The following is a 12,511-nucleotide window of genomic DNA, read 5'->3' on the forward strand; positions in this document are numbered from 1 at the left end:
TCAGCCGGTCCGCTCGAGGTCCTCGTCCCACTCCCGGGCGGCGGTCACCAGCCCCGCGACGTCGACGTCGAGGGGCACGCCGCCGCCCAGCGGGGCTCCCGACACCGGGTCGGTCCACGCCGCCGCCCCGGCCAGGTGCACCCGCAGCAGGCGACGGTCGTCCCGGGCGGCGTCGAGCACGAACGACAGCGACGGCTCGCGGAAGACCAGCCCGTCCCCCAGCAGCGGTCCCGGCGCCTCGGCCACCGTGCGCAGCCAGGACCCGGTGCGCTGGGCGTCCCACGGGGTCAGGCACGGCTCGCGGAAGACCCAGTGCCGTCCCTCCGCGGTGTGCACCTCGCCGCGGACCAGCAGCCAGGTCTCCGACCAGTCGGGCCGGTCCAGCTCGACGGCGCGCAGCTCGAGGGTCTGCCGGCGGAGCACCCGCAGGTCCACCCAGGCGCCGTCCCAGCTGGTGAGCCTCATCGGCCGAGCAGCTCCGTCATCGCCGGGAGGTCGAAGAACTCGGCGGTGGCCCGGGCGCTGGGCCGGCCGTGGTCGGGGTCGGCACCCCCGTCGAGCAGCGCCCGGACGGTGTCGGCGGACTGCTTGAACACCGCGGCGGCCAGCGCCGTCTGGCCCCGGTCGTTGACCCGGGCGTGGTCGGCCCCGTGCGCCAGGAGCATCGCCACGGTGTCGGCCCGGCCCTGGTAGGCGGCCAGGACCAGCAGGGTGTCGCCCTTGGCGTTCGTCAGGTCGGCCGGGACCCCGGCGTCGAGGTACTGCGCCAGCTCGTCGGTGGCGCCCTCCCGGGCCAGGTCGAACACCCGGCCGGCGAGCTCGATGACGTCGTCGTCCACCGGTGCGGGGTTCGGCTCGCTCACCGGTTCAGCCTAGGCAGGCCGCACCCAGTGCGCGGGCCGGACGACGTCGGACCCCAACCGGGTGCCGGCGTCGCCCCGGGCCGCCTCCAGCTGCGCACCGGTGAGGAACAGCGTGCCGCGCAGGTCGGCCCCGGACAGGTCCGCCCCGCGGGTGTCGGCCCCGGTGACGTCGGCCAGCCGGAGGTCGGCCCTGCGCAGGTCCGCGCCCAGCAGCACCGCGCCACGCAAGGAGGCCCCGCGCAGGTCGGCACCGGCCAACGTCGCCCCCGCCAGGTCCGCACCCCGCAGGTCCCGCGGTCGACGCACCGACCGCCGGGCGTGCGTGCTCGCCCGGGTCAGCAACGGGTTGACCGCGGCCCGCTCCGCGTCGACGGACAGCCCGCGCAGCTCCTCCGGCGTCCGGCGGGTGAGCGCGGCCACCCGTTCGTCGGCGTCGGCCACCTCGGCCCGCAGGTCCGCGGGCAGGTCGAGCGCCCGGGCCGCGGTGAGCAGCCAGCGCAGCTCGTGCAGCGCCCGGACGACGGGGAAGACCGTGGCGACCTGGTGCAGTTGCCCGGCGTCCCGGCGGTCCAGACCCGGGAACAGCACCTGGGTGGTGTGCTGGCCGGCGCCGAAGCAGTCGTAGACCACGCAGCCGGGGAACCCCAGCGGACGCAGCCGGTCGTGCACCCCGCAGCGGTCGTCGGCGGCCAGGTTCGGGCACGGGGTCTCGGCGCGCTTGCTGATCGCGAAGTCCGCGCCCCGGGAGAAGGCCGGGACGACGCAGCACAGCGCGGCGCAGCGGGTGCAGTCCGCGCGGAGGTCCGTGCCCTGGTCCGTGCTCAGCGGGCGGCCACCCGGTCGGTGAGGGCCAGCAGGTGCTCCCACGCGTCGGCGCAGGCCGCGGCCCACTCGTCGTGGCCGCGGTCGAAGAACGAGTGCGGCGCGCCGTCGTAGACCACGGCGTCGACCTCGGCGCCGGCCGCGCGCATCCGGTCGGCCAGGGCCTGCTGGTCGGCGACCGGGGTGGCCTGGTCGTCGCCGGCGATGAGCATCACCGTGGGCTTGGCGGCCCGGTCGGCGGCGTCACCGACGCGGCCCGGCTGCCCGTAGAACCCCACGCACCCGGCCAGGTCCAGCGTGCCGCCGGACTGCCGCCAGGACTGGCTGCCGCCGAAGCAGAACCCGACGGTGACCACCGGCAGGTCCGGGCTGGTGCGGGAGCGCAGGTACGCGATCGCGGCTGCGGTGTCGGCGTCGACACCCTCCTCGGTGGTCTGCGGGACGTGGCTCTGCCAGTCGAAGTCGTCCTCCCGGGTGCCCTGGGCAGCGACCCCCGCCGTCCGGCCGAACCAGTCGACGGCGACCGCGGCCAGCCCGGCCTCGGCCAGCCGCTCGGCCAGCGCCACGTAGTAGGGGTGCAGGCCCCGGACGTCGGGCAGCACGACCACCCCCACCCGCGGGGTGGCCGCCGGGGCGGCGTAGGCGGCCGAGAGGTCGGTGCCGTCGGCGGCGGTGAGGGTCAGCGTGCCGCGCTCGGCGACGTCGCCGGTGCGGGGAGGGGACGGCGGGCGGCTGTCGTGGTCGTGGCACATGGGTGCTGTCTACCCCGGTGCGTCCGGCCCCACCCGGGTCAGGTGGCTGAGGAGTCGTCGGAGGACTCGGCGCGGCCACCCAGCGCGGCCGCGGCGACCTCGCGACGGGCGTCGGCCAGCCACCGGTGCTGCCGGTCGGCCTGCCGGATGAGGTCGTCGAGCAGGGCCCGGTCCAGCCGCGGGTCCTCGGCCGCCAGTCCGAGCAGGGTCTCGAAGCCGGCCCGCTTGAGCAGCACCGCGCCGCTGAGGAACTCGAACTCGACCACGGACGACAGCGGGGACCGCCGGAGGAACCGCCCGTTGGGCTTGAGCCGGGACAGCTTCTCGCCCACCCACACCGCGACCGGCTTGAACCGGCGGACCGGGAGCCCCAGCGCGCGCATCATGGCGGTCAGCCCGGTGCGCTCCTCCAGCAGCTCGCCCCGCAGCCGGTGCAGTCGCTGCTCGTACACCGTGCCCGCGTGCACGCCGATCATCCGCTCCACCAGCTCGATGCCCCCGGCCGCGGCGGCGAGGTGGTCGTTGCAGTAGACGCCGAGCAGTTCGACGTCGCGCACGGCTCCGCTGGACTGGGGCACAGGAGCTCCTCGGGGTGGCGGTGCGGGATCGGACGGGACACATCATGTCGCGGCTCCGGTGCCACGGCTCCATCTCACCTGTGAGATACCGTCGCGGGCGATGACGCTCACCGAAGAAGCCACCGGTCAGTCCCTGCGCCAGATCGGCACCCTGGTCCGCGACGCCCGCCGCCACCACGGTCTCACCCAGAGCCAGCTCGGCGAGCGCCTGGGCACCAGCCAGAGTGCGATCGCCCGGATCGAGCAGGGCAACCAGAACCTCACCCTGGAGCTGCTCGGCCGCCTGTCGGCCGCCCTGGACAGCGAGCTGATCACCGTCGGCTCCCCCGCCACCACCGGCCCCACCCACCTGCGGGTCTCCGGCGGCCGCCCGCTGGCCGGCTCGGTCACCGTGAAGTCCAGCAAGAACGCCGCGGTCGCGCTGCTGTGCGCCTCGCTGCTCAACCGGGGGACGACGACGCTGCGCAACGTCGCCCGGATCGTCGAGGTCGAGCGGATCCTGGACGTGCTGCGCTCCATCGGCGTCGTCGCCACCTGGGACGAGGCCGGCCGCGACCTGACCATCGTCGTCCCGGAGCAGCTGGACCTGGCCGCGATCGACGCCGACGCCGCCCGGCGGACCCGCAGCATCATCATGTTCCTGGGCCCGCTGATCCACCGGGAGCCCGACTTCCGGCTGCCCTACGCCGGCGGCTGCGACCTGGGCACCCGCACGATCGAGCCGCACATGATCGCGCTGCGGCACTTCGGCCTGGAGATCGAGGCGCACGCCGGGGAGTACCAGGCCACCGTCACCGAGCCCGAGGCCCGCGACCGCAGCATCGTGCTCACCGAGCGCGGGGACACCGTGACCGAGAACGCGCTGCTGGCCGCCGCCCGGCACGACGGCCGGACCACCATCCGCAACGCCAGCTCCAACTACATGGTCCAGGACCTCTGCCTGTACCTGGAGCTGCTCGGCGTGCAGATCGACGGCTTCGGCACCACCACCCTGGTGGTGCACGGGCGGCCGGTGCTCGACGCCGACGTCGACTACACCCCCAGCGAGGACCCGGTCGAGGCGATGAGCCTGCTCACCGCCGGCATCGTCACCGGCTCCGAGCTCACCGTGTGCCGCGCACCGATCGAGTTCCTGGAGATCGAGCTGGCCATCCTCGAGGAGATGGGGCTGCGCTTCGACCTCTCCGCGGAGTACCCGGCCGAGAACGGCCGCACCCGGCTGGTGGACGTCACCATCCACCCCAGCGAGCTCAAGGCACCCATCGACAAGGTGCACCCGATGCCCTTCCCGGGGCTCAACATCGACAACCTGCCGTTCTTCGCCGTGATCGCGGCGACCGCGACCGGCGGGACGTTGATCCACGACTGGGTCTACGACAACCGGGCCATCCACCTCTCCGACCTCACCCGGCTGGGTGCCGACGTCCGGCTGATGGACCCGCACCGCGTCCTGGTCACCGGGCCCACCCGCTGGTCGGGGGCGGAGATCGTCTGCCCGCCCGCGCTGCGCCCGGCGGTCTGCATCCTGCTGGCCATGCTCGCGGCCAAGGGCGACTCGGTGCTGCGCAACGTCGACATCATCGCCCGCGGCTACGAGGGCCTTTACGAGCGGCTGGTGGAGATGGGCGCCCAGATCGAGGTCTTCCATTAAGGACCTCGTCTCCCCCCAGGACACGCTGCGCGCGCCCCGGGACCCTGAGACGAGGCCAATCCAGCACGTCACCCCCTGAGCAGCACCGCGACGCCGGCGCAGGCGACGGACCACAGGACGCTGGTCAGGGTGCCGATGATGAAGCGCTCGGCGGCGGCCGAGGCCTTCAGCTCGGCGAAGCGGCCCAGGCCCTTCACGGCCAGCACGACGGGGAGCCCCTCGGGCCAGCCGGCGAGCAGGGTGCCGGCGACGGCCACCCGCTCCAGGACGCCGATCCAGGCCCCGCCGCGGAGCACCTCGGGGTCGCCCACCCCGCCGGCGGCTGCGGCGCGGGTGGGGTCGGCGGCGGTGAGGACGGCGGCGGCCACCGGTCCCCCGCCCAGCCCGGCCGCCAGCACCGCGAGGACCGTGCCCGCCGCGACCACCGCGGCCTCGGCCGGACCGGCGGACCAGGCCAGGACGGCGGCGACCGCCAGCAGGCCCAGCAGTCCTGCCGCACCGGCCCAGGCGCGTCGTCCCCTCGCCGTCCGGGCCGGCGCGCGGGAGCGACCGCCGGGCTGGAGCACCAGCACCCCGCCCAGCAGGGCGGCCAGGCCGAGGAACACCAGGACGAGCAGCGTCACCGCCCCTCCCCCTCGGCGCGGGCCAGCAGGCGGGCCAGGGTCGGGTGCAGGTCCTGCTCGACGTCCCACAGCCCGGCGGCCAGCCGTTGTCCGACCGCCTGCCGGCTGACCCCGAGCCGGAGCGCGGTCTCGGCCTGGGTGTGCCCGGCGGCGACCAGGTCGATGGCCTCCCAGGCCTGCGGGCTGCGCCGCTGCACCAGCACGGTGAGCGCTGTCGCCACGGCCTGGGCGTCGGCGGCGGCCTCGGTGTCCTGCCCGCGCACCGCGACCCGGGCAGGGCGTTGCTTGGCGGCGTCGATGGCCCGCCGGGCGCAGAGGAACGCCGTCCCGGTGGCCGCCCGGGTGGAGTCCGGCAGCGGCGTCTGCACCGGGCCGGCTCCGATCCCGACGCTCCAGTTCCCGTCGCGGACCAACCGGGCCAGCACGGCCACCACGACGGCGGCGTCGTCCAGCACCCCCTGGAACTCGTCCCCGGCGGTGCGCTCGAAGCCGAGCACCGCCGGGGTGCCGGCGAGGCTGTCGAGCACGTCGGGGACCCGGTCGGGTCCGGTGCGGCTGGACCGTTGGTCCACGGTCAACACGAAGGGCACCCCGCAAGCGTGACAGCTTGCTCAGCCCAGAGCAAGGACTGAGCCTTGGCGCGTCTCGGACGGGTCAGTCGACGGCCAGCTCGGGCGGGAACCCACCGGTCGCGATCGGACCCCAGCGCACCGGGGTGACCCGGATGAGCGACTTGCCCTGGCGCACCATCGCCGCCCGGTACTCGTCCCAGTCGGGGTGCTCCCCCGAGATCGACCGGAAGTACTCCACCAGCGGCTCGACCGACTCGGGCAGGTCGAGCACCTCGGCGGTGCCGTCCACCTGCACCCACGGACCGTCCCAGTCGTCGGAGATCACCACGACGCTCACCCGCTCGTCGGCCCGGGCGTTCGCGCTCTTGGCCCGCTGCGGGTACGTCGAGACGACGATCCGGCCCTCGGTGTCGACCCCGCAGCTGACCGGGGAGATCTGCGGCTCCCCGTCGCTGCGTCGGCGGGTGGCGAGCAGGGCCTTGTGACGGGGACGGAGGAAGGCGACGAGGCCCTCGCGGTCGACGCGGTCGGCGGTGGCGGTCTTCGGCATGCCGCGACGCTACGACGGCCCACCGACAGACACCGCACCGACAGTCGGCTGCCCCACACCGGGTGGGGTCCAGCGGGTGGACGGGCCTCTGGTGTGCTCCGATGTCGGCATGGCCGACGCGCAGCAGGACGACGACAGCGTCGACACCCGATCCGACAGCGGGGCCACGGCGGCCGCCACGGTCGAACGCACGGGCTCCACGAAGATGCCCCCGGCGGACTTCCACGACGACTCCGGCGAGCCGCCCTCGGAGACCGGCGCCCCGGCCCCGGGCCCCGAGCGCAGCGCCCGGCTCAGCGCCGCCACCCGCGTCCTGGCCACCTTCTCCTGGCGCCTGCTGCTGATCACCGGCGCCGTGGTCGTCATCGGCTACGTCCTCGGCGTGCTGTGGTCCTCGGTGCTGCTGCCCGTCGTCCTCGGTCTGCTGTTCGCCACGGTGATGTGGCCGCTGGCCAAGGTGCTGCGCCGGGCCAAGTTCCCCCCGGCGCTGGCCGCCCTCACCTCCGTGCTGCTCTTCCTGGCCGCGTTCATCGGCATCATCGCCGCCATCGCGCCCCCGGTGGTCGCCCAGGTCAACGACTTGGCCGACGGCGTCAGCTCCGGCCTGCAGAGCGTGCAGGACTGGCTGACCGGGCCGCCGTTCAACCTGGGCACCGAGGAGATCGGCACCTACGTCGACCAGGCCATCAACAGCCTGCAGGCCAGCGCCGGCTCGGTCGCCGAGTACGCCCTGACCGGGGTCGGCGCCGTCGGCACCGGCCTGGTCAACCTGGTCCTGGCCCTGGTGCTGACCTTCTTCTTCCTCAAGGACGGCCCGCGCTTCCTGCCGTGGATGGCCGCCCAGACCGGCCCCAAGGCCGCCCCGCACGTCGCCGAGCTCTCCCATCAGAGCTGGCGCACGCTGTCGGAGTTCATCCGGCAGCAGGCCCTGGTCGGGCTGATCGACGCCGCCGGCATCGGCCTGGGGCTGCTCGTCCTCGGCGTCCCGCTGGTGCTGCCGCTGGTGGTCATCACCTTCTTCGCCGCGTTCGTCCCGATCATCGGTGCCTTCGTGGCCGGCGGTTTCGCCGTCCTCATCGCCCTGGTCAGCGACGGCTTCGGCACCGCGCTGTGGGTGCTGGCGATCGTGGTCGTCGTGCAGCAGGTGGAGGGCAACGTCCTCCAGCCGATCCTGCAGGGCCGGGGCCTCAAGCTGCACGCCGGCGTCGTCATCCTCGCCGTGACCGCGGGCACCGGGCTTGCCGGCATCATCGGCGCGTTCCTCTCCGTCCCCGTGGCCGCGCTGATCGCGGTGCTCTACCGCTACGGCCGCGACCAGCTCGACGGTCGACACCCCGAGCGCGACGAGCAGGGCCGGGTGCCCGAGCTCGTCGGCGACGAGAAGGGTGCCCGGCTCACCATGAGCAAGGACCCGGTCGAGGACCCCGCACCTCGCTGAGGCAGCTCAGTCCGCGCGGGGCCGGCGCACCCGCACCGGCCCGCGCGCGGTCGCCACGTCGACGACCACGCCCTTCTGGGTGACCTCCACCTCCCCGGCGGCGGCGAGCCGACCGGCGGCGGCGCGGGCCGCGGGCATGAGGTCGCGCCAGTCGTCGTCCCCGACGGCACGGGCGGCGTCCGAGGGGCAGATGGACGACGTCGCGGCGCGGGCGTCCAGCAGCTCCCCGATGACCCGCTCCAACCGCGTGTCGACGTCCTCTGCCATGCCCGACAGCGTCGACCTCCGGCGCGCCGCGCGCCAACGGAGGACGATGGCGTCTGGCCGGGAATGGAGCGGGCCCCCGTGGGGCTGCTCCTGGAGACAGGGCCACCCGGCCGCCGTCGACCCCAGGAGGGACCCACCGTGCCGCTGCACCCCGAGGACCTCGTCGAGGTGTTCCCCGAGGCCGACCGCCTCGTCGAGCGCACCGCTGCCGACGAGCTGGTGCTCGTGCACGACCTGGCCGGCGAGTACGACGCCGCGCACGCCAGCGCGCTCGCCGGGTCGCACCTGCTGGCCAGCCTCAGCCACGAGGTGGTCGCCCGCTTCGACGCCGACGCGCTGGTCGACTACCGCGGCCACCGGCCGCGGATCACCTTCTCCGGCGACCGCTACGAGAGCTTCGCCGCTCCGGAGATCACCCTCTACGCGGTCGAGGACGACGGCGGCACCCCGTTCCTGCTGCTCCACGGCACCGAGCCCGACTTCGCCTGGGAGCGGTTCACCCGCTCGGTGCTCGGTCTGGTGGAGCGGCTCGGGGTGACCCGGATGGTGATGCTGCAGGCGATCCCGATGCCGGTGCCGCACACCCGCCCGGTCACCGTCACCGCGCACGCCACGCGGCGCGAGCTGATCGAGAGCTACCCGGTCTACTGGGGAGAGATGCGCATCCCGGGCAGCGCCGGCGCCCTGCTGGAGCTGCGCGCGGGCGAGGCCGGGGTCGACGCCCTGGGCATCGCCGCCCACGTGCCGCACTACCTCTCGCAGGCCACCTTCCCGGCGGCGTCGCTGACCCTGCTGGAGCACCTGGAGACCCTCACCGGCCTGCACGTGCCCACCGAGACCCTCCGCGAGGCCGCCGAGGCCAACCGCACGGAGATCGACGCCCAGATCGGCCGCTCCACCGAGAACACCGCCGTCGTCGCGCAGCTGGAGACCCAGTACGACGACTTCACCGCCGCCCGCGAGGGCACCGGCCTCCTGAGCGCCTCCGGCGAGATGCCCAGCGGCGAGGAGCTCGGCGACCAGATCGAGGCCTTCCTGGCCGAGCAGGACCGCCGCAAGGACTGACGGTGCGCCGGTTGCGCTCGAGGCGGCCAGAACACGCTTTCTCCTGGCCGCCTGGGGCTCAACCAGCGACTCCGCGCTCGTGCAGGCGGCGAGCCACGACGGCGGCGATCTCGCGGCGGCAGCCACCGGGGTCCTGCGTCATGCGCTCGTAGCTGTAGCGCAGCACCACCCACCCGAGGACGGAGAGACCCGCGTCCCGCCGCATGTCCCGCTCGCGGTCCTGACGACTGCTGTGGAAGCGGTGCCCGTCCATCTCGACCACCACCCGCGCAGCCGGCCAGGCGGCGTCGAGGAACACCCGTCGGCCGTCCGGCAGCCTCACCCGGTGCTGGTGCACGCACCCGGGAAGCCCCGGGAGCTGCAGCACGTGCAGGAGACCGAACACCTCGAGCTCGCTCTGACACCCCCGCTCCACGAGGTCCAGCAGCGCCTCCAGGGCCCGGACGCCCGGATGCCGGCCGTGCACCGCGGAGGCGGTCCGTACCTCGTCGGTCGTCACGCGCCGCTCGCGGACCGCCGCGATGACCGCCTGCCGGACGGCGGCCACGTCCCGGACTGCGCGTGGGTTCCAGCCGGGTGCGTGTGCCCAGGCCCAGGCGTCGACCAGGCTCGTGGCCACGGCGGTGACCAGGAGGCCGTGCGCGGCGGCCAGACGGAGCCGGCCCGAGGTGCGGTGGACGACGACCCGGGAGGCGCCCCGGGGTGTCTGCTCGATGTTCACGAGGACGTGCAGCGGGGCCGTGTCCCTGGACAGCAGCCCGTGGGCGATCAGCGCCGAGCCGTGGCTGAGGGCGCCGCCGGTCCAGGTGAGTGCGGCGTGCGCCCGGACGTCCCACTCGGGGGCCCGCTGCGGCCGTACGACGACACCGGGGTGGACCTCCACCAGGTCTCCCGCGCCCAGCCACCGGCGCACGCTGCGCTCGCTGGTGAGCTCGGCGAGGTCCGTGCGGCCCAGGACGCCTCGCGGCAGGAGGAGGTCGAGGTCGTGCACCCGGGCAGCCTGCCGCAGTGGGGCCACCGGTGGAGGCGGGTGCCACCACCCTGTGGACGGCCGCGCCCGGTTGCGCCCCAGACGGCCAGAACCCGCCGCGCTCTGGCCGCCTCAGGCGCAACCGCGGCGCGCGGGTCAGACGCGGGTGCGGGTCACCGCGAAGGCGAGCGCGCCCAGGGCGCCGACGACGGCGAAGAGGTAGAAGCCCCAGGGGAAGGCGATGCCGGCGGTGACCAGGCCGCCGGTGAGCAGCGGCCCGGAGATCGCCCCCACGCGGCCCACACCGGCCGACCAGCCCAGCGCGGTGGCCCGGACGTGCGGCGGGTGGTTCGACGAGGTGAACGCGTACACCAGCACCTGGGCGCTGAACACGAAGCAGCCGGTCAGGAAGACCATCGCGTAGATGCCCACCAGCGGCAGCCGGATCGACAGCAGCGCCAGGAACACCGCGCCGGCGGCGAACCAGGCGATCCCGGCCTTGCGGGCCCCGACCCGGTCGGCGACCTGTCCGGCGACGAGCAGGCCGACCACGGCGCCCACGTTGAGGGCCAGCAGGAACGCCAGGGCCGCGCCCAGGTCGTAGCCGGCCTCGCGCATGATCGTCGGCAGCCAGCTGTTGAGCCCGTAGACCAGCAGCAGGCCCATGAACGAGGTGACGCCGATGGCGATCGTCGTCCGCAGGTACGTCGGGCTGAAGAGCACCCGGATCGTGGTGGCCGCGGTCGTCGGCTCCGGCGCGGCGTCGGCGGGCTCCAGGGTGAGGCCGTAGGCGGTGGCGATCTGCTCGGCCTCGGCCCGGCGGCCGTGTGCGACCAGGTAGCCCGGGGACTCCGGCAGGTGCTTGAGCATGAGCGGGACGAGCACCAGCGCGGGCAGGGAACCGATGACGAACATCCACCGCCAGCCCAGCGGCTCGATCACCACGATGGCCAGCGCGGCGGTGGCCACGGCGCCGACGTGGTAGCCGGTCATCACCGTGGTGGTGGCCCGGCCGGCCCGCTTGCTGAACTCGTTGACCAGCGCGATCGCCGTGGGCAGGCACCCGCCCAGCCCGATGCCGGCCAGGAACCGCAGGCCGCCGAACACCCACGCGTTCGGGGCCGCGGCGCAGGCCAGGGTCAGCAGAGAGAAGGCGACGACGGCGCCGATCAGCGCCTTGCGCCGGCCGATCACGTCGGTCAGCGCGCCGATGGTGAGCGCGCCGATCGTCATGCCGACCAGGCCGATCGTGACCACCGCGGTGGCGCCGGACCCGGACAGGGAGAACCCGTCGGGGGTGAGCAGCGTGGGGATCACGGTGCCCACGACGACCAGGTCGAACCCGTCGAGCAGGACGGCGACCCAGCACAGCGGGGCGACCCAGCCCGCGGCCCGGGCCGTGGCGGGAGGTGCGGTGGGGGCGGTGCGGGACACGGGGCCTCCAGGGGTGTCGGCGCTGACGGGGGGACCCTAGGCGAAGACGATGGTCTTGGCGCCGTCCACGATGACCCGGTCCTCGACGTGCCAGGTCACCGCCTGGGCGAGCACCTGACGCTCCACGTAACGACCGACCCGGCGCATGTCCTCGACGGTGGCGCGGTGGTCGATCCGGGCGACCTCCTGCTCGATGATCGGCCCGGCGTCGAGCTCGGCGGTGACGTAGTGCGCGGTGGCCCCGATGAGCTTCACCCCCCGGTCGGCGGCGGCCTGGTAGGGGTTGGCGCCCACGAAGGCCGGCAGGAAGCTGTGGTGGATGTTGATCAACCGCTCGGGGAACCGGCTGCAGAAGTCGGCCGAGACGATCTGCATGTAGCGGGCCAGCACGACCAGGTCGCAGTCCCCGACCAGCTCGAGCGCGCGGGCCTCGGCGTCGGCCTTGGTGTCCGGGGTGACCGGCACGTGGTGGAAGGGCACGCCGTGCGCGCGGGCCACCGGCTCGAGGTCGGGGTGGTTGGAGACGACGACGGCGATCTCGGCGGCCAGGTCACCGGCGCTCACCCGGTAGAGCAGCTCCTGCAGCACGTGGTCGGTCTTGGACACGAAGACCGCCAGCCGCGGCCGCTCGGTGGCCAGCACCAGCCGCCAGGTCAGCTGCCACTCCCCCGCCAGCGCGGCCAGCTGGGCCTCGAGCTCGGCCCGGCGGGCCGGCAGGTCGTCCAGCACGAACTCCAGCCGGAGGGTGAAGGTGCCGCCCGAGGGGTCGGAGCTGTGCTGCTGGCTGTCGGTGATGTTGGCGCCGGCGTCGGCCATCAGCCGGGACAGCACGGCGACGATCCCGGGGCGGTCGGGGCAGCGGACGACGAGCCGCCCGGTGTCGGTCAGGCGGTCGGCGGGGCGGGCAGCAGCGGGCACGGTCGGTG

At 74.5% G+C, this 12,511-nt stretch carries 15 protein-coding genes; 3 read left to right on the forward strand and 12 right to left on the reverse strand.

What is annotated here, in order from left to right; genetic code table 11:
- From ASG36_RS16860 to ASG36_RS16880, 5 genes are read right to left on the reverse strand one after another with little or no spacing between them, the layout of a single operon-like run.
- Positions 1 to 465, reverse strand: a complete 465-nt coding sequence (locus ASG36_RS16860) for a hypothetical protein (RefSeq protein WP_055766603.1) — start codon at positions 463 to 465, stop codon at positions 1 to 3.
- On the reverse strand, positions 462 to 863 hold the full coding sequence (locus tag ASG36_RS16865) for an ankyrin repeat domain-containing protein (RefSeq protein WP_200944538.1): 402 nt from the start codon (positions 861 to 863) through the stop codon (positions 462 to 464). The genes ASG36_RS16860 and ASG36_RS16865 overlap by 4 nt, the downstream gene beginning before the upstream one ends.
- A 9-nt stretch (positions 864 to 872) precedes the next feature.
- A complete protein-coding gene (locus tag ASG36_RS16870; RefSeq protein ID WP_235495159.1) occupies positions 873 to 1,730 on the reverse strand; it encodes a pentapeptide repeat-containing protein in 858 nt (285 codons plus the stop codon).
- Positions 1,685 to 2,437, reverse strand: coding sequence for a dienelactone hydrolase family protein (locus tag ASG36_RS16875; RefSeq protein WP_055766609.1), 753 nt, complete (start codon positions 2,435 to 2,437; stop codon positions 1,685 to 1,687). The genes ASG36_RS16870 and ASG36_RS16875 overlap by 46 nt, the downstream gene beginning before the upstream one ends.
- Positions 2,438 to 2,475: 38 nt before the next feature.
- Complete coding sequence (locus tag ASG36_RS16880) at positions 2,476 to 3,015, reverse strand: hypothetical protein (RefSeq protein ID WP_055766611.1); 540 nt, start codon at positions 3,013 to 3,015, stop codon at positions 2,476 to 2,478.
- A 100-nt stretch (positions 3,016 to 3,115) separates the two neighbouring features.
- Here ASG36_RS16880 and ASG36_RS16885 point away from each other — a divergent pair, with 100 nt between their 5' ends.
- A complete protein-coding gene (locus tag ASG36_RS16885) occupies positions 3,116 to 4,666 on the forward strand; it encodes a UDP-N-acetylglucosamine 1-carboxyvinyltransferase (protein WP_055766614.1) in 1,551 nt (516 codons plus the stop codon).
- A 68-nt stretch (positions 4,667 to 4,734) separates the two neighbouring features.
- On the opposite strand, the gene ASG36_RS16890 is transcribed toward ASG36_RS16885, so the two are convergent.
- From ASG36_RS16890 to ASG36_RS16900, 3 genes are all read right to left on the reverse strand, one after another.
- On the reverse strand, positions 4,735 to 5,289 hold the full coding sequence (locus tag ASG36_RS16890; protein ID WP_055766616.1) for a hypothetical protein: 555 nt from the start codon (positions 5,287 to 5,289) through the stop codon (positions 4,735 to 4,737).
- Positions 5,286 to 5,879, reverse strand: coding sequence for a hypothetical protein (locus ASG36_RS16895; protein WP_055766619.1), 594 nt, complete (start codon positions 5,877 to 5,879; stop codon positions 5,286 to 5,288). Before ASG36_RS16895 ends, ASG36_RS16890 begins: the two co-directional genes overlap by 4 nt.
- 64 nt (positions 5,880 to 5,943) lie before the next feature.
- Complete coding sequence (locus ASG36_RS16900) at positions 5,944 to 6,411, reverse strand: PPOX class F420-dependent oxidoreductase (protein WP_055766622.1); 468 nt, start codon at positions 6,409 to 6,411, stop codon at positions 5,944 to 5,946.
- A gap of 109 nt (positions 6,412 to 6,520) precedes the next feature.
- Between ASG36_RS16900 and ASG36_RS16905 the strand changes: the two genes are divergently transcribed.
- Positions 6,521 to 7,849, forward strand: a complete 1,329-nt coding sequence (locus tag ASG36_RS16905; RefSeq protein ID WP_157498895.1) for an AI-2E family transporter — start codon at positions 6,521 to 6,523, stop codon at positions 7,847 to 7,849.
- Positions 7,850 to 7,855: 6 nt separating this feature from the next.
- Here ASG36_RS16905 and ASG36_RS16910 read toward each other — a convergent pair whose 3' ends face one another.
- Entirely contained in the window at positions 7,856 to 8,116 is a 261-nt protein-coding gene (locus ASG36_RS16910) for a DUF3253 domain-containing protein (protein ID WP_055766626.1), read from the reverse strand.
- 138 nt (positions 8,117 to 8,254) lie between these two features.
- On the opposite strand from ASG36_RS16910, the gene ASG36_RS16915 reads away from it, so the two are divergent.
- Entirely contained in the window at positions 8,255 to 9,181 is a 927-nt protein-coding gene (locus ASG36_RS16915) for a proteasome assembly chaperone family protein (protein ID WP_200944539.1), read from the forward strand.
- 58 nt (positions 9,182 to 9,239) lie between these two features.
- Here ASG36_RS16915 and ASG36_RS16920 read toward each other — a convergent pair whose 3' ends face one another.
- The 3 genes from ASG36_RS16920 to purU form a co-directional block, all read right to left on the reverse strand.
- Positions 9,240 to 10,172, reverse strand: a complete 933-nt coding sequence (locus tag ASG36_RS16920; protein ID WP_157498897.1) for a DUF559 domain-containing protein — start codon at positions 10,170 to 10,172, stop codon at positions 9,240 to 9,242.
- Between the two features lie 135 nt (positions 10,173 to 10,307).
- Positions 10,308 to 11,585 (reverse strand): aromatic acid/H+ symport family MFS transporter, encoded by a 1,278-nt coding sequence (locus ASG36_RS16925; RefSeq protein ID WP_055766632.1) that lies wholly within the window; start codon positions 11,583 to 11,585, stop codon positions 10,308 to 10,310.
- A gap of 36 nt (positions 11,586 to 11,621) precedes the next feature.
- Positions 11,622 to 12,503, reverse strand: coding sequence for a formyltetrahydrofolate deformylase (purU, locus tag ASG36_RS16930; protein WP_055766635.1), 882 nt, complete (start codon positions 12,501 to 12,503; stop codon positions 11,622 to 11,624).
- Positions 12,504 to 12,511: the final 8 nt, after the last annotated feature.

Source organism: Geodermatophilus sp. Leaf369 (assembly GCF_001424455.1).
Classification (GTDB): domain Bacteria; phylum Actinomycetota; class Actinomycetes; order Mycobacteriales; family Geodermatophilaceae; genus Klenkia.

Bases quoted from the DNA above. Each gene is read 5' to 3' on its own strand.
- ASG36_RS16875 (WP_055766609.1), bottom strand. From the start codon at position 2,437: ATGTGCCACGACCACGACAGCCGCCCGCCGTCCCCTCCCCGCACCGGC.
- ASG36_RS16905 (WP_157498895.1), top strand. From the start codon at position 6,521: ATGGCCGACGCGCAGCAGGACGACGACAGCGTCGACACCCGATCCGAC.
- ASG36_RS16885 (WP_055766614.1), top strand. From the start codon at position 3,116: ATGACGCTCACCGAAGAAGCCACCGGTCAGTCCCTGCGCCAGATCGGC.
- ASG36_RS16860 (WP_055766603.1), bottom strand. From the start codon at position 465: ATGAGGCTCACCAGCTGGGACGGCGCCTGGGTGGACCTGCGGGTGCTC.
- ASG36_RS16910 (WP_055766626.1), bottom strand. From the start codon at position 8,116: ATGGCAGAGGACGTCGACACGCGGTTGGAGCGGGTCATCGGGGAGCTG.
- ASG36_RS16900 (WP_055766622.1), bottom strand. From the start codon at position 6,411: ATGCCGAAGACCGCCACCGCCGACCGCGTCGACCGCGAGGGCCTCGTC.